The sequence below is a fragment of the Pseudidiomarina sp. genome (genome assembly GCF_048268165.1).
GTDB lineage: Bacteria > Pseudomonadota > Gammaproteobacteria > Enterobacterales > Alteromonadaceae > Pseudidiomarina.
Genome location: NZ_JBLWWA010000001.1, coordinates 1,310,638 through 1,331,489, shown reverse-complemented (window position 1 = coordinate 1,331,489; position 20,852 = coordinate 1,310,638). Strand labels below are relative to the sequence as shown.

The following is a 20,852-nucleotide window of genomic DNA, read 5'->3' as shown; positions in this document are numbered from 1 at the left end:
CTATGGAATCAAGAAATACACAATTAGCAGTTGGTTTATTTGTCATTATCGGCGTTTTAGCGTTGTTGTTTTTGGGTTTACAGGCAGCCAATACCAGTGTTGTAACAAACGGTGACACCTACAAGCTCTATGCTAAATTCGACAATATCGGTGGCTTAAAAACCCGCTCACCCGTGAAGGTTGGTGGCGTGGTTGTCGGCCGTGTGAGCAACATTTCGTTAAGTGGTGATTATTACGAACCGTTGGTCGAAATGACAATTAGCGCTGAATACAATGAATTTTCTGATACCACGTCGGTCTCAATACTGACTTCCGGATTGCTGGGTGAGCAATATATCGGCTTAAACCCAGGCTTTATCGACGATACCGTAGAGATGTTGAAAGACGGTGATCAAATTTATGACACCAAGTCAGCATTGGTTTTAGAAGACTTAATTGGGCAGTTCCTATTTAGTCAGGGTAACGATTAAGGAGAAAAGCATGAAAATGTGGTTAGTTGCTGCATTCGCAGCGGTTGTTGGATTTGGCGCCATAACGCCGGTTCAAGCTGAATTAATTCGTGATGAAAACCCTTATATTTTGCTAGAAAAGTTAGCAAACGAAACGCTTGAGCGCATTGAGCAAGACCGCGAGCTTATTGATCAAGATATCAACCACATTCGTTTGGTTATTCGCGAAGAAATGATGCCCTACGTTGATTACGTGTATGCAGCAAAACGCGTACTCGGGCGCAACTTATCTGAGACCACCGAAGAACAGCGTCAAGAGTTCTATGCGGTATTTCGTGATTATTTGATCACCACCTATGCGGGTGCGTTTACGCAGTACGACGAAGAAAAACATACCATTGAATTTGGTAACGCGGAACGTTTTGAAAAAGGCAGTCGCATGGTTGTAGTCCACACACGCTTAGTTGAACAGGGACGGCCACCAATTCGTTTGGACTTTAAAATGCGTTTTGATAGCAATGATAACGTATGGAAAGCTTATGATTTGGTGGTTGAAGGTGTTAGCCTTTTAAACAGCAAACAAGCAGAGATTAGCTCGGTTATCCGCTCAAGCGGTATTGACGGAACCATTGCATTGCTGCGCGAAAAAGCACAAGAAACAGTGCAAGCACGCGATCTTCCGGAAGGGGCAGAGTAATGAGCGATTGCGCATGGCAGCTGAATGAGAGTGGCCACGTGGCATTCAATGGTGTGCTAACGCGGGCCAGTGTCCCTGATATCTGGAAGCAGAGAAAGCAGTGGCTGCAAGGTGAGCAAGCGTTAACTTTTGATTTGCAACAGCTCGAAAAAATTGATTCAGCTGGGGTCGCAATGCTACTTGAAGTTAAACGTGAACTACGCACACAGCAACGTGATTTGGTGATTAAAAACGCCAATCAGCAGTTAACTGCGATGATCCGAGTAAGTGGTGTGGATACGCTCTTAGAGCTGGCGTAACTTACGAACAAATCTCATACCATTCATGCAATGAACACAAACAAAGAACCAATTTATTTATGATAACTGCAGAATCTATTCAGCAACATCTACGCGACAACATCGATGTCAGCGAAGTTTTAGTTAAGCTCGATGGCGGTCATGCCAACATAACCGTGGTGGGTGAACTCTTTGGTGAACTGTCGCGAGTTAAAAAACAACAGGTTGTCTATGCGCCTCTGAAAGAATGGATCGCCAGTGGTGAACTCCATGCAGTTTCTATTCGCACCTACACGCCAACAGAATGGCAACGCGAGAAAAAACTCGCAATGTTGAGTTAACAGGAACTGCAGATGCAAAAATTAGTCATCCAAGGTGGTCAGGCATTGCACGGCGATGTGATGATATCGGGCGCCAAAAATGCGGCACTTCCAATTTTAATGGCGGCAATACTGCCTTCTGCGGATGTGCAGCTAGACAATGTTCCTGCCCTACAAGACGTAAGCACCAGTTTGAAATTGCTGGGCGAACTCGGTGTCAGCAGCGAAAAGCTCGGCCCAAACAGCTTCTTGATTAAGCCGCAAGGTATTAATAACCACATTGCAAGTTACGACTTAGTGAAAACGATGCGCGCCTCAATTTTGATTTTGGGGCCTTTGCTCGCTAAATATGGTGAAGCGCAAGTATCTCTTCCTGGTGGATGTGCCATTGGCGCTCGGCCTGTCAACCTTCACATTGAAGGGCTACGCCAGATGGGCGCAGAGATAATCGTCGAAAATGGTTACATCAATGCCAAAGTTGATGGGCGCTTAAAGGGTGCCAATATCCTCATGGATATGGTCAGCGTAACCGGCACCGAAAACCTGATGGCGGCGGCGACGTTGGCTGAAGGGGTCACCACCATTGAGAACGCAGCACGTGAACCAGAAATTGAAGATTTAGCTAATTTTTTGAACAGTATGGGGGCGGACATCCGTGACGCCGGCACCGACACCATTACTATTCATGGTAAAGAAGAGCTGCACGGTGGCGCGTATCGCGTTCAACCCGACCGTATTGAAACCGGTACCTTTTTAGTCGCAGCCTTGGCAACCGGAGGCGATGTTACCTGCCGCAATACCGACCCAACCATGCTGGATGCTGTTTTGAAAAAGCTAACTGAGGCTGGCGCTGTGATAACCAAAGGTGATGACTGGATTCGCCTGCAGGCCACACAGCGACCGCGCCCAGTGAATATCATTACCGCACCACACCCAGCTTTCCCAACGGACATGCAGGCACAGTTTTGTGCATTGAATGCAATTGCTGATGGTGCGGGTTGGGTGCGTGAAACTATTTTTGAAAATCGTTTTATGCATGTGCCTGAATTACGGCGCATGGGTGCAAATATCGAACTTGAAGGCAACACCGCCATTTCCAAAGGTGTACCTCGTTTAACTGGCGCACAGGTTATGTGTACTGATTTACGAGCCTCGGCCTCATTAGTGATTGCTGGTTTGGTGGCGCAGGGCGAGACTGTGGTTGAGCGTATCTACCACATCGATCGTGGTTACGAGGCGATTGAGAAGAAGTTGTCTGCTTTAGGTGCGAATATAAAACGCGTGAGTTGATAACTCACGCAACACCCTACATTGAGCCGAGTTTGGTAATGGTTACTTCGGCAATTCGTTCCTGATTATCTCTTAAGTAATGTACTTGAATTGTCGTGCCTGGTTTGGTCTGAGCTACTACGGCTAAGCCTTCTGTAGCCGAAGACATGGGCTTATCATTAATCTCTGTAATGTAATCATCGGCCCGTAAACCAGCTTTTTCGGCTGGGCTGTTGGGGTCAACGCCAGTCACATAGATACCCGGTTGTGTGTAAGGGTTTGATTGCGGTGTTTCACCAACTTGTACGCCCAAATAGCCACGAACAACCTCACCTTCGCGAATTAATGTATCCATCACTGAGCGAGCCAGTGGATAGGGCACGGCAAAGTAAATGCCATCGATACCCTGACCCCGTGCATCGCGAAACTGAGCGTTATTGATACCAACTAAGTAGCCTTGGCTATTAATCAATGCGCCACCTGATGCGCCTTCGTTAATAACAGCGTCCATTTGAATCAAGTCAGCATGGGAATGAATGACACCCATGCGGCCACCCGTTGCGCTGATAATGCCTTGGGTAATTGTTTGACCGAGGTTATGCGGGTTCCCGATAGCCAGCACGACGTCACCCACTTGGGTTGTGAGTGATTCATTCTGTGGAATTGTTGGAAGGTTGTCGGCTTCAATACGAACAACCGCTAAATCGGTAATGCGATCAGAACCAATCACTTGACCGCTGTAATTGCGGCCGTCTTGCAAAGCAACTTGAATCTCGTTGACATCAGCAACCACATGGTAAGCAGTTAAAATATGACCACGATTGTCCATGATCACACCAGAACCCAAACGCACCAGCGTACTTGGTCGCCGTGAATAATAAGACTCGCGAGTTGACCCAATGCTATAAATATTAACGACGGCAGGTGCCGCACGTTGCACTGCCGTTGAAAAGCTTAACGGCATTTCTGCGCGTTGCGAGTCATTATCACTGTCATTATTTAGATAGGGCAATAGGTAAATTACAATTGCAGCGACAGCTAGGCCGAGAACAACAGAGCGAACGATGTACCAAGCGATTGGGCGTAGCTGCATAGCGAGTTGTAACCTATTGATTTAAGAATATGCAAAAGCATAACACTGTTTAAAAAAGAAGGCAGCAACTGCTGCCTTCTTTCATATTCGCTGAGTAGCAGCGGCTATGTTTTCATGCTGCATTAACCGCCGCGCAATACTAAGTACAACTGCGAGTTACCGCGACGAATATTTAATGCCACGACATTACCTGCGCTGCTTAGCGCTTCACGCAATGCCGCCATGGTATTCACTGGGCTGCGGTTAACGCCAATAATTACGTCATCTTTGCGGATGCCGTAGCGTTCAGCCATTGAGCCTTCTTCAATCGCGGTTACTTGCAGGCCACCTTGCTCGCTCGGCGCAAGAGTCAGACCGTTAAGCGCGGGGTGAAGCGCAGCGGCTGTAACTGCTTGGTCGTCAGCACTGAGAACCACGTCAAACTTCTGTTCTTCACCGTCACGTAGTACGGTGAGTTTGAGTTCTTTACCCGCGCCCAGGGTGCTTACACGTGCACCTAAGTCAGCAAAGGTTCGAATCTTTTCACCGTTCACGCCAACAATAACATCGCCCGACTTCAGACCAGCTTTGTCGGCAGCGCCGTCCGGAATAACTTCCGCAATAAACGCGCCTTGATTTGCTTTTAAGTCTAAGGCTTTTGCGATTTCATGAGTCAAATCATTACCACGAACACCCAACACGCCGCGACGTACTTCGCCGAACTCAATCAACTGTTGCACCAGGTTCTGCATCATGTCGGCAGGAATTGCGAAGCCGATGCCTATGTTGCCACCATTCGGGCCTAAAATGGCGGTATTGATACCAATGAGTTGACCATCAAGTGTCACCAATGCACCACCTGAATTTCCGCTGTTTATTGCAGCATCAGTTTGAATGAAGTTTTCAATTTCCTCAATTCCCAACCCGCTTCGGCCTAATGCGCTAACAATACCCGACGTAACTGTTTGCCCAAGTCCAAAAGGGTTGCCAATAGCTACCACAAAGTCGCCTACGCGTAGCTTAGTTGAATCCCCAATTTTTAATTCGGTAAGGTTTTCGCCGTCTTTAATTTTCAGCAATGCGATATCTGAACGGTCATCGGTACCAATCACTTCGGCGTCAAACTGACGACCGTCTTTTAACGTCACCAAAATTTCAGAGGCGCCATCAATCACGTGGTTGTTGGTTACAACGTAGCCTTCATCAGCGTCTATGATGACGCCTGAGCCCAAACCTTGAAACGGGCGTTCCTGCACCTGTTCACGCGGGCCGCCCGGGCCGAAAAAGAAGCGGAACATATCCGGAATGCGTTGGCGAACTTCGCGTTTTCCCTTCACTGAGATGTTCACAACCGCAGGTGTGACTTCTTCAAGCATCGGCGCCAAAGTTGGGGTTTCATCTTTATCACCAAAGAAAGGGATGCCGGCCGAAACAGGCGCAATAATGAGTGCACTCGCAATGGCCAATACAGCTATGAACTTCACTTTCATCAGAGTTAACTCCTATATATGCACTGTGTGCAAACTATGATCGGAAAAGATATAAATAGATGCAGTTAAAGACTGACGACTTATAAATAAGTTCAGGTGGGATGTGTTTCAAGATGTAAATTCGTTATTCGTGCGCTACGCTGTTCGTACGCTACGCTCTTCGAATAGTGCGCAGCACGGACGAACAGCGCAGCGCACGAACAACGACTAACGTTTTTTAGTTATTTAAATAGGCCTGATTTTTTATCACTGTAATCGCGTGGCATATCACTTGCTGCTTTATCGTCGGATTTGCGCTTTTCGCTGTTTATTTTATTGGCCATACGCAGTTCGCGCATGGTGTCTTCAGCGAAAAACGGCAGGCTTGGCTGTTCTTGCTCGCGCTGCAATAAGTCAGCGCTGTGATGAAGATAAGCTTTTAACTTGTCTTGCGTTTCTTCCAACTGACCCACAAGTGCTTGCGCGGTGGCCAAATGTTCAGCAACTTCCTGGCGATAGTCAGCCAGCTGTTGCTTGGTTTGAGTCACTTGGTCGTTCAGTTCTGCTTCATCCGAATGCTCCGCGAGCCAGTAGCGCGCCGCAAAAAAACCAACAATTGCTCCGGCAACGACTAATAAAATTCCAATAATCCAGCTCATAATTACTCCTTAAAAATGCAATTCGCATGATAAACTAACACCTACTAGCATAATCTAGAAAAGGGTCGAAGTGGTAGTGACAACGAACAAGCTTACGCCAATCTCAAAATATGAGCAGGACCTTAACAGTGGTAATTTCACGCCAGACGAGGCGCAACGCCGCGCTGTTGAAGCCTTGCAACGCCTTTATGACGAACTGGTCTTATTTCATAACCAAGCGCCACAATCCAGTCTTTTAGAATCCATTAAAAGCCTGTTTGGTAAGACCACGAAGGTACCCAAAGGCATTTATTTCTGGGGCGGTGTTGGCCGCGGTAAAACCTACTTAGTGGATACTTTTTACGAAACGCTACCATTTCAGCAAAAACTACGTGTCCACTTTCATCGATTTATGCACCGCGTGCATGCTGAGCTTAAAGAGCTCAAAGGGCGTAGCGATCCGTTGCCATTGATTGCTGATAAGCTTGCGGCAGAGGCTCGGGTGGTATGTTTTGATGAGTTTTTCGTGCAAGACATTACCGACGCAATGATCTTGGGCACACTGATGCAGGAATTATTTAAGCGCAATGTGGTGCTTGTGGCGACCTCAAATATTGTTCCGGACGAGTTATATCGTAACGGTTTACAGCGTCAACGCTTCATACCAGCAATTGAACTGATTAAGCAACATTGTGAAATTATCAATGTTGACAGTGGCATTGATTACCGATTACGCACATTGAGCCAAGCCGAAATTTATCACTCCCCGGCGGACGCGGCCGCCGATGCCAATCTTGAGCGATACTTTACCGAATTAGCGCCCGATCACTGTAACCGTGATGAGCACGGTTACATTACGGTGAATAATCGCAATATTCCGGTGCGTATGGAGTGTGATGACGTGGTGTTGTTTTCATTTGAGGCAATCTGCGGTGGCCCTCGCTCACAGAACGACTATATTGAATTAGCACAGTGCTATCATGCGGTGCTGATTAGTGACGTACCGCAAATGGGCTCGCACAATGATGACGCGGCGCGACGTTTCATCGCCTTGGTGGATGAATTTTATGAACGGCGCGTGAAGCTCATCATGTCGGCTGCGACTAAGCTTGATGCGCTTTACACTGACGGTAAACTTAACTTTGAGTTCAAGCGTTGTATGAGTCGCTTACTTGAAATGCAAAGTCACGAATATCTGGGACTCGCACATAAACCATGACTTTAACTGACCTGACGTTAGCAATTGGCGGTCTAGGACTACTGTTACTTGGTATGCAGTTGCTCACCGATGGTTTGAAAGCTGCAGCTGGCAGCCATTTACAAAGTTTCCTCGAACGTTCCACTCAAACCCGTATGCGCGCCGCTTTGTCAGGTTTTACCGTGACTGCTTTGGTGCAATCATCCAGCGCAGTTGTTGTTGCTTTACTCGGTTTTACTAACGCCGGCATGCTTAAGTTGCGCGAAGCTGCGTGGGTGGTTTTTGGCAGCAACGTAGGTACCACCATGACGGCGTGGATAGTTGCGCTGATTGGTCTTAAGCTCAATATTGGCGTTTTTGCCTGGCCGCTAATCGGTTTTGGTATGCTCATTCAGTTGGTTCGTAAAAACTCCGTTGCCGGCAATGTCGGCACGGCAATTGCTGGTTTCGGTGTCTTGTTTGTCGGGCTGGATACGCTGCGCGATGCATTCGAACAAGTGGTAACGGTTTTACCGGTCGAGCAATTGCAAGTTACTGGTATAGCAGGGGTGCTGTTGGCGGTAATGGCAGGGGCGATACTCACAGCGCTAGTACAATCGTCTTCAGCAGCACTCGCAATTGTATTAACGGCATCAGTCAGTGGCGTCTTTAGCCCACTTGCCGGTGCTGCTGTGGTTATCGGTGCCAATATTGGCACCACCATTACGGCGTTACTGGCCAGTGTAGGCGCAACCGCACACGCGAAACGCCTGGCAGCCGTCCACGTGCTTATGAACAGCGTGACGGGTGCAGTCGCATTGGTGTTGTTGGTGCCTTTATGGTGGGTCGCAGAATTGCTTTCTGGTGGTGAGCAAGTCACCAATATCAGTTCAGGGCTTGCGGTGTTTCATACATTGTTTAACGTGCTCGGCCTCGCTTTGATGTGGTTGCTGGACAATCGCATTTTTCGCCAGGTCGAACGTTGGTATCGCCTGCCGCCTTTACGCTCAGGTGAGCCACGCTTTCTGGATAAAACTGTACTTCAAATTCCCGCCATGGGTTTGGGTGCGGCGCAGCAAGAACTCAGCCGTGTTTTGCGTCAATACATTATGCGCCTAAGAGCCCTACTTCGTGATGACGCTGTAAACACCGATACCGAAGAAGACATTGCCACCGGCGAGTTACTTGGACATATCAAGGTTTACCTTAATTTGCTCAGCGAAAAGCAATTGCATGGTGACGAAGCATTGAAGCTGGCGGAACTTCATAACAGCTATACACGCCTAATCGATTTGCGCGATATCGTTGAAAAACTTCGCGCTGCGAAGCCGGAGCATATCGATGCAAGCCTTAATCATGATTTACGCAGTCAACTGCTTGAACTTCTGAGTGGGGCTGATATGAAAGATCGTTCGGAGGCGAATTGGTCGGCGCTGTTAAGCTCAATACGTGCAACTCGCAATTTACTGCGCCACACCTGGCTGACAGACATTGCTGCGAACGAATTGTCGCCAACTGATGGTGCCGCGTTGTTCCAGCTTGCAAGCTTGTGGGAACGCAGCGCCGAAATCATCGCAGCACTGAAAGCCTGAAACGCGTTATTCGTTAATCGATCGCTGCGCTTGTCGTTATTCGTTAACCAATAACCAATAACGATTAACGATTAACGAATAACGAACATCACCGTTGATCTTTCGATCACTTTTCCCTATAATCCGCGCAGCCCACGTTACAGGTACAACTAACCGTTAAGTGGCTCAACCACAGCGGTTGTTGTGGTTCGCGGGGAAGCCCGGAACTACTGTCGTGAACCTTAAAGAAAAGAGTAATTTCAATGAGTACATTTGTTGCAAAACCAGAAACTGTACAACGTGACTGGTATGTTATTGACGCTGAAGGCAAAACCTTAGGTCGTTTAGCGACTGAAGTTGCTACACGCTTGCGCGGTAAGCATAAGCCTGAATACACTCCTCACGTAGACACTGGTGATTACATCATCATCGTTAACGCTGAGAAAGTGACTGTTACTGGCCGTAAGGCACAGGGCAAGATCTACTATTCACACACTGGTTACCCAGGCGGTATCAAAGAAATCAGCTTCGAGAAGTTGATTGCTAAGAAACCAGAAATGGTAATTCAGAAAGCGGTGAAAGGTATGTTACCTCGTGGTCCACTAGGTCGTGCCATGTTCCGTAAACTGAAAGTGTACGCTGGTGCAGAGCACAACCATGTAGCTCAGCAACCAAAACAACTTGAAATTTAAGACGGAGCATGAAGACTATGGCACAGAATCAATACTACGGTACTGGTCGTCGCAAAAGCTCGACTGCACGCGTTTTCTTGCGTCCAGGCAGCGGCAACATCAGCATCAATAATCGCACTTTAGAAGAATACTTTAGCCGTGATACCGCTCGTATGGTTGTTCGTCAACCGCTTGAGTTGGTAGAAATGGTTGAAAAATTCGATTTGTACATCACTGTTAAAGGTGGTGGTACGAGTGGTCAAGCTGGCGCAGTACGTCACGGGATTACCCGTGCACTGATGCAGTACGACGAAACTCTACGTAGCAACTTGCGTAGCGCGGGTTATGTAACGCGTGACGCACGTCAAGTTGAACGTAAGAAAGTCGGCTTGCACAAAGCGCGTAAGCGTCCACAGTTCTCGAAGCGTTAATTCGAAAGCTCGAGTACGTCAAAAACCCGGCCTTTGTGCCGGGTTTTTTGTCTTTATCCTTGTAAAAATCAGGGCATTTCTTTATCATCTGAAAGCATTTTTTTATTGTCGCTCACCCGCAAGTTGTTTGGGTGAGCCTAACGCAGCAGCTAATTACTGACTTCGCGGCAAAGTCCCGTGAAGCGTCCAAACTGGAGAGTAAGTGGATGAGCAATGCGCCTGTAGATAAAGGCCGCCGTCGTTTTCTGACTGTCGCGACATCTGTCGTTGGAGCAGCGGGCGCGGTTGGTGTTGCCGTTCCTTTCATTGCATCGTGGAACCCAAGTGAAAAAGCAAAAAACGCGGGTGCCCCAGTGGAAGTGAACATTGGAAAAGCTGAGCCGGGCCAATTGGTTCGGGTTGAATGGCGTGGCCAACCTGTTTGGGTTGTGCGTCGTACACCAGAAATGTTGGCGTCGCTAGAAGCCGTTAACGATCAGCTTCGTGACCCGAATTCCGACGAACCGCAACAACCAGAGTATGCAAAAAACTTGCATCGCTCACGCAAAGAAGAATTCTTTGTAGCGGTTGGTATCTGTACCCATCTAGGCTGTTCACCACAGTTTTTAGATCAAGGTATGGGCGAGTACGTTGAAGGGGCAGAAACCGGTTTCTTCTGTCCGTGCCACGGCTCTATTTTTGATATCGCAGGTCGCGTATTCCAAGGTGTTCCAGCGCCATATAACTTGGTTGTTCCACCGCATTACTACGTCAGTGATACAACCATTTTAATCGGTGAAGACGGGGGGCAAGCCTAATGAAAAAGCTCATTGCATGGTTTGACGAACGTATTCCGATGACCAAAACGTGGAATATCCACTTAGCGCAGTATCCTGCTCCGAAAAACTTTAACTTCTGGTACATCTTTGGTGTGCTAGCTACCTTGGTTTTAGTAAATCAGATTCTTACTGGTATCTGGTTAACAATGAACTATGTCCCATCAGCCGAAGGCGCATTCGCCTCGGTTGAATTCATCATGCGAGACATTGAATACGGGTGGTTGTTGCGCTATATGCACTCCACTGGTGCGTCTGCGTTCTTCGTGGTGGTGTATCTGCACATGTTCCGCGGCATGATGTATGGCTCCTACCAGAAGCCACGCGAATTGCTGTGGGTGTTCGGTATGCTGATCTTCTTGGTGCTCATGGCCGAAGCCTTTATGGGCTATTTGTTGCCTTGGGGCCAAATGTCATACTGGGGTGCACAGGTAATCATTTCATTGTTTGGTGCAATCCCAATCATTGGTGATGACTTAACGCTGTGGATTCGCGGTGACTATGTTATTTCCGGCGCTACCTTGAACCGCTTCTTTGCATTGCACGTTATCGCCTTGCCACTGGTTTTGGTTATATTAGTGTTCTTGCACATTATCGCATTGCACGAAGTTGGCTCGAACAACCCTGAAGGTGTTTCAATTAAGAAGCCTAAAGGTTCAGTACCAGAGTCTGAGAAGCCGAAGTTCACGTTCCACGAGCGCTTCACTAAGAAGTACGACATTGTCGATGCATTCCCATTCTTCCCGTATTACATCGTGAAAGACCTAGTGGGCGTTGCTATCTTCTTGTTCTTCTTCTGTTACGTCATCTTCTTTGCTCCGGCAATGGGTGGTCTATTCTTAGAGCCACCAAACTTTGAAGCGGCCAACCCGCTGAAAACGCCGGCGCACATAGCACCTGTTTGGTACTTCACGCCGTTCTATGCAATTTTGCGTGCAGTACCTGATAAGTTGTTTGGTGTTATCTTGATGTTTGGCGCTATCGTCGCCTTGTTCGTATTGCCATGGCTTGACCGCGGCAAAGTACGCTCAATTCGCTACCGTAGCACCATTCACAAAGTGAACCTGACGGTATTTGCGATCAGCTTCATCGCGCTCGGCTACTTAGGTCTGAAGCCGGCGACTGAGGTTTATACGATGTTCGCGCGTATCTTCACCTTCTTGTACTTTGCGTTCTTTGTTGTCTTGTTCTTCTACAGTAAGAACGAGAACACGAAGCCAGTTCCAGAGAGGATTACTAAGTGATGAAACAGTTTATTAAAAATACTCTGCTGGTAGCAGCATCACTGTGGTCAGTTGCAACATTAGCAGCTGACCCGACGGTTCCACTGGATAAAGCGAACGTTGACTTGCATGACAAAGCGTCATTGCAACGTGGTGCACAGTTGTTCATGAACTACTGCTTGGGTTGTCACTCAATGCAGTATCAGCGCTACAACCGCATGTTCAAAGACCTTGAGATTCCTGAAGAGTTAGGGGTCGAGAACTTACAATTTACAGGCGAAAAAGTCGGTGACTTAGTAACCAACGCCATGACTGCTGAAGATGCAGGTAACTGGTTTGGTACAGCAGCTCCAGACTTAACGCTGGTTTCACGCGTTCGTGGCGCCGACTGGATCTACACCTACTTGCGTTCATTCTATGTGGACGAAAGCCGTCCATTTGGCGTGAATAACGCAGTATTTCCAGCAGTTGGTATGCCGCATGCGTTGCAGGAACTGCAAGGTGTGCCGCGTAAAACAACAGAACAGCGCATGATAGACGGCGAAATGCAGGACGTTTATGTAGGTATCAAAGCCGATGGCAGCGGTATGTTGACCGAAGCTGAATACGACCAAGCCGCGCTTGATTTGACCAATTTCTTGGTTTACACAGGTGAACCAATGATGTTGCAACAGAAGCGCATTGGCTGGTATGTGTTCGGTTTCCTATTAGTCTTTTTGATTTTCGCGATACTGCTAAAACGTGAATTCTTTAAGGACGTGAAATAAGCTTTATGGAGAACAACATGTCGGTTGCGGCAAACAAACGGTCAGTAATGACCTTATATTCGGGCGTAAATGACTTACGCAGCCATCAAACGCGTATCGTGCTTGCAGAGAAAGGCGTTGGTGTTGAGATAACATTTGTTGACCCGGATAATCGTCCGGAAGACTTAATGCAACTCAACCCATATGCGGACTCATTGCCGACACTGGTTGATCGCGAGTTAGTGCTTTATAACGCTCATATCATCATGGAGTACCTTGATGAACGTTTCCCGCACCCGCCATTAATGCCGGTGTACCCTGTTGCTCGGGGTACCAGCCGCTTAATGATGTACCGTATTGATCGTGATTGGTATGCGCTTGCGGAAAAAATTAGGGCGGGTGGCAAAGGTGCAGAAGCAGCACGTCAGGAGCTACGCGAAGGTATTTTATCGCTTGCACCACTGTTTGCGGATTCGCCTTTCTTCATGAGTGAAGAGTTTAGCCTAGTCGATTGCTATCTCGCTCCATTGCTATGGCGTTTGCCATTGTATGGTATCGAGTTAGAAGGTGCCGGTGCGAAAGAAGTAAAAGCCTACATGGTTCGTGTGTTTGAGCGCGAATCATTCCAGGAATCCCTCACCGATAATGAGCGAGACTTAGGTCGGTGAGTGACCAGGAGATGACACCACGCCGTCCGTACTTAGTGCGGGCGGTGTATGAGTGGATAATCGATAATCAAGTAACGCCGCATCTGGTGGTTGATGCTGACTATCCTGGTTGTCAGGTGCCGTGGCAGTTTGTACAAGACGGCCAGATTATTCTTAATATTTCCCCAACCGCGGTTACAAACTTTGTAGTCGACAACGAGTCAGTGCAATTTAATGCGCGATTTTCTGGCAACCCGCATCGGGTGATTGTACCTATGGGTGCAATATTAGCACTGTATGCACGTGAGAACGGTGCTGGGTCAGTATTTGAACCAGAACCTTATTACGACACCCCAAGTGTAACTGCGCTAGAACAATCGTCGGAGCAGTTGTCTTCAGAAATTGATGAAGACGAGGAAACGGCGCCAAGCGAACCTAAGTCAAAATCTAAAACGACTAAGAAGAAGTCGTCAGGCTCGCATTTACGCGTAGTAAAATAAATCGCGTTATTCAAATGCATCGATAACGCGTGTAACACCATTAATGTTGCGCGCGATATCTATAGCGAGCTTTGCAATATCACGGTCAACCAAGCCCATTAATGCAACCTCGCCATTCTCTGTAACGACCTTAATATCACTTACTTTAATCTTATCGTTAGCAACGAATTTAGCCTTTATTTTACTCGTAATGTACGTGTCTTTACTGATCTGGCCAAACGAGATAACGGGTGCAACTTGAAGTTCGTTATGCACGCGGTCTACACCCTGGGTATTGCGAACAATGTGGCTGGCCAGTTCGCGCAGTGAGCTGTTAGTGACCTGACCTAACAGCAATACCGAACGATTAAATGAAACCACTTGCACTCGCGAGTCATCCATTCGGTCGTCATTTTTTAACGCCGTAATCACGCGTACTTCAATGGTTTGATCATCAATTTGCGTGCCCACACTTCGGGTATCCGTCGCCGCTGAAATACCCACCGCTGTGGCGCCCACTAAGGCTGCGGCACAGCCACTTAACGTCACGGTAAGAAGGGCGCTAAGAAATGTCGTACGAATCAATTTCCGACGGTTGTTCATGAATCGGTCTCCTGTGGAAAAATTCGATGTTCAATAATAGTACACAGCATATTTGATATCTGAAGTAAGTGCTCACTAGCTCTTGCGCTGCTGTTGGTAGGTATTCTTATCTCAACATCCTCAGGGCCAAGTAAGCCAGCAATGTCTGTGTCGCTATTGTGTGTTATTGCAATAATAAGCATCTCGCGACTCAACGCCGCTTCCATGGCTGCGCTTATACGTGGTGCGCGTTCGCAGGCGTTGAACACCATCAACACATCATTTGCTTGCCCTACGGCTTGGATTTGCTGAGCGAACATACGGGTATGTTCCTTCGCACCATAATCGGCATGTAGTGAGGTAACTGGAAAGGGTGGCCTTTCAAAACTTAAGCCGGTTAGCATGATGTGCGCAAAATGGCGCGAGGTAGCATGCGCCAGGCTCTCACCACAACAATAGATCTTACGACCTTGCAGTAACGACCCAACCAATAAGTTAGCAGCGCTTTCGAGCGGCTCTTGCAGCATATCCGCTGCCGCAATTTGAGTTTGAATGCACTCAGTAAATAAGGTTTTTATTGGGTCTTGCATATAGCCTCTTCAAAATGCATCCTGCAACCATTGGGCTTCTTCAAAGTCCATCACAATGGCGACGATGTCAAAGCGCATGAAAGTAACATGCTCATTTAAGTTTTGCTGAATTAAAAAGAGTTGCGCGCAGCGTCGGATTCTTTGACATTGATCTGCGGTAATCTGTTCAACCACACTGGCAAACTTTTCGTTGCTTCGAGATTTTACCTCAATAAACACCCAAGCGTCGCTATCTCGCATAATTAAATCTATTTCGCCCATGTCGCAGCGAAAATTGCTTTGTATGTGTTCTAAACCGTTCTGCTCAAGCAGTGCGCGGGCAATGTCTTCGCCCTGATTTCCCATATCTTTGCGTGACATTCCATGTCCTTAACGTTTCAATGTTACTGAGTTTTTAACTACTCGGCGACGACTTCGTGCCCTTTGAAGCGTGCCCAATTAAGCTTCCGCGTAACTTGCTCATCAGTAACCTGTAATTCGCCCGTTAACCCTTTGGCGGATATGCCCGGCATTGTTTGCAGTAGCGGTAAACGTTGACTTAATATTAGTGCGTCATGGCCAAATGCAACAAGCCGCGCAGTGCTATAGCCCCACCCCGTCCGCATCGCGAGAAGCTCTTCAAGAACCGCGCTTTCGCTATGACCGGGCAGCAACCATGGTGCTTCAGTAAAACGCACATTGTCTAAGTCATTCTCGCTAAGATTATTGCGTAGGGTGTGGCTGCCGGAGTTGGCATACACGGGTAGGGCTTTCATAAACGGCGAAATATTTACGTCAATAAATGGTTTCAATAAGCGCGTTTGTTCAATTCCACCAACCAAATAGACTGAATCTATATCCGCTCGGCTACGTGCTTGAGACTCTACAATAATCTTGCCAGCCGCAATTTTAACTTGGTAGATACGTGCTTCACTGGTGGTAACACCAAGCTGGTTTTGCACTGCTGATTTCATTTCTTCGGTATTGCGGTAGCTACCCAACGCAATGCTGGTGTCATCCGCAAACTGTGCTTGCCATGCTTCTTTAAACACCTCAGCTTGCTGTTGCCCGCGGTTGGTGGCAGGTGCAAGCACAACCGGATGCCGATGCCCACGTTGGGCCATATAAGACGCTGCTTGCTTAATTTCAGTCTCGGTATCTAATGCAAAAAAGTGCTGTAAACCGTGCACTGCTACAAAACCAGTTTCCGGCTCATTGAGCGTTAGCCACGGTAAATTATCTGGCAGCGTAGTGACATCAATGGCAGCAACATTCGGCTTCAATAATGGGCCCAATAGCATACTGGCCTGATGCTGTTGTAGCAGCTCCGGCAGCGTAGAAAAATCCAGTAGGTTGGTATCAACGAACACCGCTTTAACCTGCGGCTGGCGGGTTAAAGCTTTGATGATACCGTCGCGTACCGCATTGCCCTGTTCTTGGTATTGGCCGGTTAGCGGGAGTAATACTAAAACGTGATTACGGGGCTGAGCGGTAAGTGCAGTGAGATTATCCACCACGAACTGGCCGGGATGAGCAGCAAAGTTCTGCTGCCACTGATTTAAAATGGCATCGAATTGATTCGGGTTGGCGCTGATTTCATGCAAGGCTGTCATCAGTTGCACCCATCCAGCAACCAATCGGCTGCGTTGAGAACTTGGTGGCAACACCACCGCATTCGGATCGGTAACGTGTTTCAATACTGCCCATACTTCTGTGGGGTCAGTATGCTCCGGTACCACATTAACCAGCTGTAACTGATACCGCGCAGCCTGTTGCCAATGCCGCTGCGCGCGCGCAGCTTGCAAGGCAAGCTCAAGTGTTTGCTCAGGGTAATCTTGCGATAAGCGTGGTGTTAACAACGGCTGTAATAACTGCTCGGCATAGGTCCAGCGGCCTTCATAGGCTGCGAACCGTGCTTCCAACAAAGCTACAAGTTGTTGCTGCTCCGCACTCAAGGCCTGCGGCTCAAAGTGGCGTTGCACTTGCGCAATAACCACTGCACTTTGTTGCCACTGCTCGTCACGTTGAAAGGTAGCTGCTGCTTGCAATAAGGCATCCACTTGCGCAGCACCCTCGAGCAGTCGTGCATTCGCCAACCAGCTAGATGCGGAGCGATCTTGCTCAGTTAATGGCACCGCAATAAAGTCGGTATCGTCACCGCGCGTTTGCGGTTGTTCTGACCCTGAACGCGGGCCGGAAGAACATGCTGTTAGTGCAACAATAACCATGCACAGCAGCAACTTCTTTGGCACAATAGCAGCCGTCATTTCTGATCCACCAATAGTTTCATCAATGGGTCATACTATAAACCGTACGGCACACCTAAACAACGGAGCTGTGTGGTTCTTACAAGGGGTTAACATGAGCGCAACGAAAGCGGGCTGCTTATTCATCGTACCGACACCCATTGGTAATTTGGGGGATATCACCGAACGCGCGTTAAATGTCTTGCGCGATTGTGATGCGATTGCAGCTGAAGATACCCGCCATAGCGGACAACTGCTGCAGCATTTGGGCATTCGCAAAGAAATGTTTGCGCTGCACGAGCACAATGAACGTCAACGGGCTAGTCAGGTAATCGAGCGCCTACAACATGGCGATAATATTGCTTTAATAAGCGATGCCGGAACGCCGCTAATCAGCGACCCTGGGTATGTTTTGGTGCAGCAATGCCGTGAGGCGGGCGTGACCGTAACAGCGTTACCGGGTGCATGCGCCTTCGTAACTGCACTTTCGGGAGCAGGGCTACCCACCGACAGATTTACCTTTGAGGGGTTTCTTCCCGCCAAACCACAACAGCGACGCAAACGTTTGCAGGAGCTTGTTGGCGAAACCCGCACCTTAGTGTTTTATGAATCACCGCATCGAATTGCCGACACCCTAGCCGATATGGTTAGCGAAATTGGCGCCGACAGGCCGTTGGTTATGGCGCGTGAACTTACCAAGCAATTCGAAACCTATTTGAGCGGTAGCATTGCCGAAGTACAGCAACGGGTTATCGACGATAGCAATCAACAACGCGGTGAAATTGTACTCATTTTAGGTGGGGCTGAAGAGCTGGCGGCAGAAGATGTAAACCCTGCCGCTATGAAGACATTAAATTTGTTGCGCAAAGAGTTACCGTTAAAAAAAGCAGCAGCGCTGGCCGCTGAAATCCACGGTGCGCGTAAAAACACTTTGTATCAACTAGCACTCGAGCAAGATAACACGTAGAATGCGCGCTCGGGAGTCAGCCAGGCAATCGCTGCTTATGTGCTTGCACATAAGGGGAGGAAAGTCCGGGCTCCATAGGGCAGGGTGCCAGATAACGTCTGGGCGGCGTAAGCCGACGACCAGTGCAACAGAGAGCAAACCGCCGATGGCCTGCGTAAGCGGGATCAGGTAAGGGTGAAAGGGTGCGGTAAGAGCGCACCGCGCGGCTGGTAACAGTTCGTGGCACGGTAAACTCCACCCGGAGCAAGGTCAAATAGGGGTTCATTGGCGCGGCCCGCGTTGAACCCGGGTAGACTGCTTGAACGCTAGAGTGATTTAGCGGCTAGACGAATGATTGTCCTCGACAGAACCCGGCTTATCGGCTGGCTCCCGACACTTCACCTTGGATACTATTGTTATCCATCACGTTGCGATTAAATTGCTGAGTGAATCGAATAAATTCACTGAGTGGCATCGCTCGGCCGTAAAAGAACCCTTGCTGGAAGTGACAGTGTTGTTGCTGCAGAAATTCAACTTGCTGCTCATGTTCAACACCTTCCGCAACCACTTTCATATTTAAGGTGTGGGCGATACGAATCAGCACTTCAACCAAGGCTTTTTGTTGCCCCTGATGCGGCACATTATGTAAGAAACTGCGGTCAATTTTAATCACATCAATTGGGTATGAGCGCAGGTAGTTCAAGCTTGAGTAGCCGGTACCGAAGTCGTCTATGGCAAGTGTAATGCCCGCATCACGTAGTTTGCGTAAATTTGCAAACTGGCGTTCTTTATTACGCATGAGCATCGACTCAGTAATTTCAAACATCAGACGATTTGGCGGCACATCTGCAGCGGCAATTACATTTAACCAATGGGATGCGGCTTGGCGATCGTTAAACTCTCGCGGTGAGCGGTTAAGCGCTATCGACAAATCAAGCCCAGCTGCGTGCATTTTCTTCCAATCACGCACCACCTGGCGCAATACAAAATCACCCAGACCAATGATCGCGCCTGTTTTCTCTGCAATGGGAATAAACTCAGCTGGCGAAATAGCGCCACGCTCAGGATGCGTCCAACGCAACAGTGCTTCACAACGCGTCAGTAAACCGGTTTCTGTTTCAATAACCGGTTGGTAATGCACTTCAAACTGCTCGGCTTCAATACCCTTGATAATCTGATGGTGCAGATTGATATCCCGTTCGGTACTTTGACGCAATTGCTCGTCAAAGAAATGCACGCTCATAGCACCTTGCGTTTTCGCGGCATACATTGCCAATTCTGCGTGCTTCAGTAACTGCTGAACTTCTTGACCGTCATGAGGGAACATCGCGATGCCAGTACTGGCGGTCATATTAATATGGTTGTGTTCAATATCCAGCGTATGCAGCAGATCATTCATAATGGTTTTCGCACGAATTTCGGCTTCGCTCGGATCATTCAAGTCACGCAACACAATCGCGAACTCATCGCCACCGATGCGCGCAAGTAAGTCATCTTCACGAATACTGGTGCGGATACGTTCAGCAACCCTTTGTAATAACGCATCGCCAACTTCATGGCCGAGCACATCGTTGATTTCGCGCAAATGATCGAGATCAAGAACCAACAACGCGAACTTTTGTTGATTGCGTAGTGCAGAGCGAATATCCGCGCCGAGCTGCTCAGAGAAGAAATTGCGATTTGGTAAATCAGTCAGGCCGTCATAGCGGGCTTGATATGCAATGGTGGAAATTGCGCCGCGCAGACGATGTTGGGTAAATATCAGCATTAAAAATGCAGACAAAATAACCGCCGTTAAGCCAATACCGATGGCCCAGTGCAGCCAGAAGTCTGCGTTTGTAGCCACCCAGCGTCCATCGCGCGGGTAAGCCGCAAGTTCCCAACGCCCGCGGGGGAAGGTGATTTCCGTAACCAACGCATCTTTCTGAAATACATCATTTTCTCCGGCAAATGCGGGCGCAGTTGCTTCGGACTCCGTGACGACATGACGAATCGCAAAGGAGTAGTTAGGATGCTGGTAAAAACGCACACCATCTAATAAATGCACGTGGTCAATAACTAAGGACGTAACACCCCACAGCGTGCGGTCGTTTCGGAACACAGGCATGCGTGCGATCAATGCTTCACGCCCTTGAGTAAGACGTAACGGCCCCGTAAGCACTACGTCTTTAACTGAAATAGCACGTAAAATGCCAGCATATTGTTCGGTATCAAGGCGGTAGTTGAACCCAATCATTGACTGGTTGCCTTCCACGGGGTAAACAAATTTCACTTCAAGGTCAGGGGCAAGCGCAACATGCATGATGTCAAGATTGGACGAAAGGAATTCATCCATGATGTGTTGTAAGCGCACTCGGTCGGGGGTGTCTTGCCAAAGAATTTCTGGGCGCAAAGCCCTAAGCGCAAGCATGTTAGCTTGTAGACGTTGCTCAATCTGGCCACGCATCGCGCTTAAATGTTCCCCGGCACGTCGCTTTTCAACCTCAAGCTGTTGCTGGCGTTCACCATCAACCACAAGGTAAACCGCATACAGCAAAGCCGACGCGATGAAGAGCAC

22 protein-coding genes, 1 other RNA gene and 1 pseudogene are annotated in these 20,852 nt (G+C 48.3%); 16 read left to right on the top strand and 8 right to left on the bottom strand.

Annotated elements, in window-relative coordinates; translation table 11 throughout:
• The first annotated feature begins 2 nt into the window (after window positions 1–2).
• From mlaD to murA, 5 genes are all read left to right on the top strand, one after another.
• A complete protein-coding gene (mlaD, locus tag ACN0UY_RS06355; RefSeq protein WP_417665842.1) occupies window positions 3–470 on the top strand; it encodes an outer membrane lipid asymmetry maintenance protein MlaD in 468 nt (155 codons plus the stop codon).
• Window positions 471–480: 10 nt separating this feature from the next.
• Complete coding sequence (locus tag ACN0UY_RS06350; RefSeq protein ID WP_417665841.1) at window positions 481–1,146, top strand: MlaC/ttg2D family ABC transporter substrate-binding protein; 666 nt, start codon at window positions 481–483, stop codon at window positions 1,144–1,146.
• Complete coding sequence (locus ACN0UY_RS06345; protein WP_417665840.1) at window positions 1,146–1,445, top strand: STAS domain-containing protein; 300 nt, start codon at window positions 1,146–1,148, stop codon at window positions 1,443–1,445. Before ACN0UY_RS06350 ends, ACN0UY_RS06345 begins: the two co-directional genes overlap by 1 nt.
• 62 nt (window positions 1,446–1,507) lie before the next feature.
• Window positions 1,508–1,765: a BolA family protein gene (locus tag ACN0UY_RS06340; protein WP_417665923.1), complete on the top strand. Its 258-nt coding sequence runs from the start codon at window positions 1,508–1,510 to the stop codon at window positions 1,763–1,765.
• Between the two features lie 12 nt (window positions 1,766–1,777).
• The gene (gene murA, locus ACN0UY_RS06335) at window positions 1,778–3,034 is read left to right on the top strand and encodes a UDP-N-acetylglucosamine 1-carboxyvinyltransferase (RefSeq protein ID WP_417665839.1); all 1,257 of its coding nucleotides are present in this window, start codon (window positions 1,778–1,780) and stop codon (window positions 3,032–3,034) included.
• 16 nt (window positions 3,035–3,050) lie between these two features.
• On the opposite strand, the gene ACN0UY_RS06330 is transcribed toward murA, so the two are convergent.
• The 3 genes from ACN0UY_RS06330 to ACN0UY_RS06320 all read right to left on the bottom strand — a co-directional run bounded on the left by ACN0UY_RS06330 (window position 3,051) and on the right by ACN0UY_RS06320 (window position 6,213).
• Window positions 3,051–4,106 carry a trypsin-like peptidase domain-containing protein gene (locus ACN0UY_RS06330; protein ID WP_417665838.1) on the bottom strand — a complete coding sequence of 352 codons (1,056 nt, stop codon included), beginning with the start codon at window positions 4,104–4,106 and terminating at the stop codon, window positions 3,051–3,053.
• Between the two features lie 122 nt (window positions 4,107–4,228).
• Window positions 4,229–5,575, bottom strand: a complete 1,347-nt coding sequence (locus ACN0UY_RS06325; protein WP_417665837.1) for a DegQ family serine endoprotease — start codon at window positions 5,573–5,575, stop codon at window positions 4,229–4,231.
• 221 nt (window positions 5,576–5,796) lie between these two features.
• On the bottom strand, window positions 5,797–6,213 hold the full coding sequence (locus ACN0UY_RS06320; protein WP_128352162.1) for a YhcB family protein: 417 nt from the start codon (window positions 6,211–6,213) through the stop codon (window positions 5,797–5,799).
• Between the two features lie 76 nt (window positions 6,214–6,289).
• Between ACN0UY_RS06320 and zapE the strand changes: the two genes are divergently transcribed.
• From zapE to ACN0UY_RS06275, 9 genes are all read left to right on the top strand, one after another.
• Window positions 6,290–7,411, top strand: coding sequence for a cell division protein ZapE (gene zapE, locus ACN0UY_RS06315; RefSeq protein WP_417665836.1), 1,122 nt, complete (start codon window positions 6,290–6,292; stop codon window positions 7,409–7,411).
• Entirely contained in the window at window positions 7,408–8,961 is a 1,554-nt protein-coding gene (locus tag ACN0UY_RS06310; RefSeq protein ID WP_417665835.1) for a Na/Pi cotransporter family protein, read from the top strand. The genes zapE and ACN0UY_RS06310 overlap by 4 nt, the downstream gene beginning before the upstream one ends.
• Before the next feature lie 242 nt (window positions 8,962–9,203).
• Window positions 9,204–9,632 carry a 50S ribosomal protein L13 gene (gene rplM, locus ACN0UY_RS06305; RefSeq protein ID WP_128352159.1) on the top strand — a complete coding sequence of 143 codons (429 nt, stop codon included), beginning with the start codon at window positions 9,204–9,206 and terminating at the stop codon, window positions 9,630–9,632.
• A 17-nt stretch (window positions 9,633–9,649) separates the two neighbouring features.
• Window positions 9,650–10,042 carry a 30S ribosomal protein S9 gene (gene rpsI, locus ACN0UY_RS06300; protein WP_128352158.1) on the top strand — a complete coding sequence of 131 codons (393 nt, stop codon included), beginning with the start codon at window positions 9,650–9,652 and terminating at the stop codon, window positions 10,040–10,042.
• Between the two features lie 206 nt (window positions 10,043–10,248).
• Window positions 10,249–10,839 carry a ubiquinol-cytochrome c reductase iron-sulfur subunit gene (petA, locus tag ACN0UY_RS06295; protein WP_417665922.1) on the top strand — a complete coding sequence of 197 codons (591 nt, stop codon included), beginning with the start codon at window positions 10,249–10,251 and terminating at the stop codon, window positions 10,837–10,839.
• Window positions 10,839–12,101: a cytochrome b gene (locus tag ACN0UY_RS06290; RefSeq protein ID WP_128352156.1), complete on the top strand. Its 1,263-nt coding sequence runs from the start codon at window positions 10,839–10,841 to the stop codon at window positions 12,099–12,101. Before petA ends, ACN0UY_RS06290 begins: the two co-directional genes overlap by 1 nt.
• A gap of 11 nt (window positions 12,102–12,112) precedes the next feature.
• Window positions 12,113–12,847, top strand: coding sequence for a cytochrome c1 (locus ACN0UY_RS06285; RefSeq protein WP_417665921.1), 735 nt, complete (start codon window positions 12,113–12,115; stop codon window positions 12,845–12,847).
• Between the two features lie 17 nt (window positions 12,848–12,864).
• Window positions 12,865–13,494, top strand: coding sequence for a stringent starvation protein SspA (sspA, locus tag ACN0UY_RS06280; protein WP_417665834.1), 630 nt, complete (start codon window positions 12,865–12,867; stop codon window positions 13,492–13,494).
• A gap of 11 nt (window positions 13,495–13,505) precedes the next feature.
• Entirely contained in the window at window positions 13,506–13,973 is a 468-nt protein-coding gene (locus ACN0UY_RS06275; RefSeq protein ID WP_417665833.1) for a ClpXP protease specificity-enhancing factor, read from the top strand.
• A gap of 6 nt (window positions 13,974–13,979) precedes the next feature.
• Here ACN0UY_RS06275 and dolP read toward each other — a convergent pair whose 3' ends face one another.
• From dolP to ACN0UY_RS06255, 4 genes are read right to left on the bottom strand one after another with little or no spacing between them, the layout of a single operon-like run.
• Complete coding sequence (dolP, locus tag ACN0UY_RS06270) at window positions 13,980–14,555, bottom strand: division/outer membrane stress-associated lipid-binding lipoprotein (protein WP_417665832.1); 576 nt, start codon at window positions 14,553–14,555, stop codon at window positions 13,980–13,982.
• The gene (locus ACN0UY_RS06265; protein WP_417665831.1) at window positions 14,552–15,124 is read right to left on the bottom strand and encodes an SIS domain-containing protein; all 573 of its coding nucleotides are present in this window, start codon (window positions 15,122–15,124) and stop codon (window positions 14,552–14,554) included. Before ACN0UY_RS06265 ends, dolP begins: the two co-directional genes overlap by 4 nt.
• Before the next feature lie 9 nt (window positions 15,125–15,133).
• On the bottom strand, window positions 15,134–15,484 hold the full coding sequence (locus ACN0UY_RS06260; protein WP_417665830.1) for a YraN family protein: 351 nt from the start codon (window positions 15,482–15,484) through the stop codon (window positions 15,134–15,136).
• Between the two features lie 38 nt (window positions 15,485–15,522).
• Complete coding sequence (locus tag ACN0UY_RS06255; protein ID WP_417665829.1) at window positions 15,523–17,370, bottom strand: penicillin-binding protein activator; 1,848 nt, start codon at window positions 17,368–17,370, stop codon at window positions 15,523–15,525.
• A 94-nt stretch (window positions 17,371–17,464) separates the two neighbouring features.
• Between ACN0UY_RS06255 and rsmI the strand changes: the two genes are divergently transcribed.
• Both rsmI and rnpB read left to right on the top strand, forming a co-directional pair.
• On the top strand, window positions 17,465–18,316 hold the full coding sequence (gene rsmI / locus ACN0UY_RS06250) for a 16S rRNA (cytidine(1402)-2'-O)-methyltransferase (RefSeq protein ID WP_417665828.1): 852 nt from the start codon (window positions 17,465–17,467) through the stop codon (window positions 18,314–18,316).
• A gap of 12 nt (window positions 18,317–18,328) precedes the next feature.
• Window positions 18,329–18,690, top strand: an RNA gene (gene rnpB, locus ACN0UY_RS06245) — RNase P RNA component class A.
• A gap of 143 nt (window positions 18,691–18,833) precedes the next feature.
• Here rnpB and ACN0UY_RS06240 read toward each other — a convergent pair.
• Window positions 18,834–20,597, bottom strand: a pseudogene (locus ACN0UY_RS06240) (putative bifunctional diguanylate cyclase/phosphodiesterase); the annotation flags it as partial.
• Window positions 20,598–20,852 lie beyond the last annotated feature (255 nt).

What these genes read in the sequence shown, in the direction of transcription:
- petA (WP_417665922.1), top strand. Translation starts at nt 10,249, where the DNA reads ATGAGCAATGCGCCTGTAGATAAAGGCCGCCGTCGTTTTCTGACTGTC.
- sspA (WP_417665834.1), top strand. Translation starts at nt 12,865, where the DNA reads ATGTCGGTTGCGGCAAACAAACGGTCAGTAATGACCTTATATTCGGGC.
- rpsI (WP_128352158.1), top strand. Translation starts at nt 9,650, where the DNA reads ATGGCACAGAATCAATACTACGGTACTGGTCGTCGCAAAAGCTCGACT.
- rplM (WP_128352159.1), top strand. Translation starts at nt 9,204, where the DNA reads ATGAGTACATTTGTTGCAAAACCAGAAACTGTACAACGTGACTGGTAT.
- ACN0UY_RS06255 (WP_417665829.1), bottom strand. Translation starts at nt 17,370, where the DNA reads ATGACGGCTGCTATTGTGCCAAAGAAGTTGCTGCTGTGCATGGTTATT.
- ACN0UY_RS06350 (WP_417665841.1), top strand. Translation starts at nt 481, where the DNA reads ATGAAAATGTGGTTAGTTGCTGCATTCGCAGCGGTTGTTGGATTTGGC.
- murA (WP_417665839.1), top strand. Translation starts at nt 1,778, where the DNA reads ATGCAAAAATTAGTCATCCAAGGTGGTCAGGCATTGCACGGCGATGTG.
- dolP (WP_417665832.1), bottom strand. Translation starts at nt 14,555, where the DNA reads ATGAACAACCGTCGGAAATTGATTCGTACGACATTTCTTAGCGCCCTT.
- ACN0UY_RS06320 (WP_128352162.1), bottom strand. Translation starts at nt 6,213, where the DNA reads ATGAGCTGGATTATTGGAATTTTATTAGTCGTTGCCGGAGCAATTGTT.
- ACN0UY_RS06260 (WP_417665830.1), bottom strand. Translation starts at nt 15,484, where the DNA reads ATGTCACGCAAAGATATGGGAAATCAGGGCGAAGACATTGCCCGCGCA.
- ACN0UY_RS06265 (WP_417665831.1), bottom strand. Translation starts at nt 15,124, where the DNA reads ATGCAAGACCCAATAAAAACCTTATTTACTGAGTGCATTCAAACTCAA.
- ACN0UY_RS06310 (WP_417665835.1), top strand. Translation starts at nt 7,408, where the DNA reads ATGACTTTAACTGACCTGACGTTAGCAATTGGCGGTCTAGGACTACTG.
- rsmI (WP_417665828.1), top strand. Translation starts at nt 17,465, where the DNA reads ATGAGCGCAACGAAAGCGGGCTGCTTATTCATCGTACCGACACCCATT.
- mlaD (WP_417665842.1), top strand. Translation starts at nt 3, where the DNA reads ATGGAATCAAGAAATACACAATTAGCAGTTGGTTTATTTGTCATTATC.
- ACN0UY_RS06330 (WP_417665838.1), bottom strand. Translation starts at nt 4,106, where the DNA reads ATGCAGCTACGCCCAATCGCTTGGTACATCGTTCGCTCTGTTGTTCTC.
- ACN0UY_RS06325 (WP_417665837.1), bottom strand. Translation starts at nt 5,575, where the DNA reads ATGAAAGTGAAGTTCATAGCTGTATTGGCCATTGCGAGTGCACTCATT.
- ACN0UY_RS06275 (WP_417665833.1), top strand. Translation starts at nt 13,506, where the DNA reads ATGACACCACGCCGTCCGTACTTAGTGCGGGCGGTGTATGAGTGGATA.
- ACN0UY_RS06345 (WP_417665840.1), top strand. Translation starts at nt 1,146, where the DNA reads ATGAGCGATTGCGCATGGCAGCTGAATGAGAGTGGCCACGTGGCATTC.
- ACN0UY_RS06290 (WP_128352156.1), top strand. Translation starts at nt 10,839, where the DNA reads ATGAAAAAGCTCATTGCATGGTTTGACGAACGTATTCCGATGACCAAA.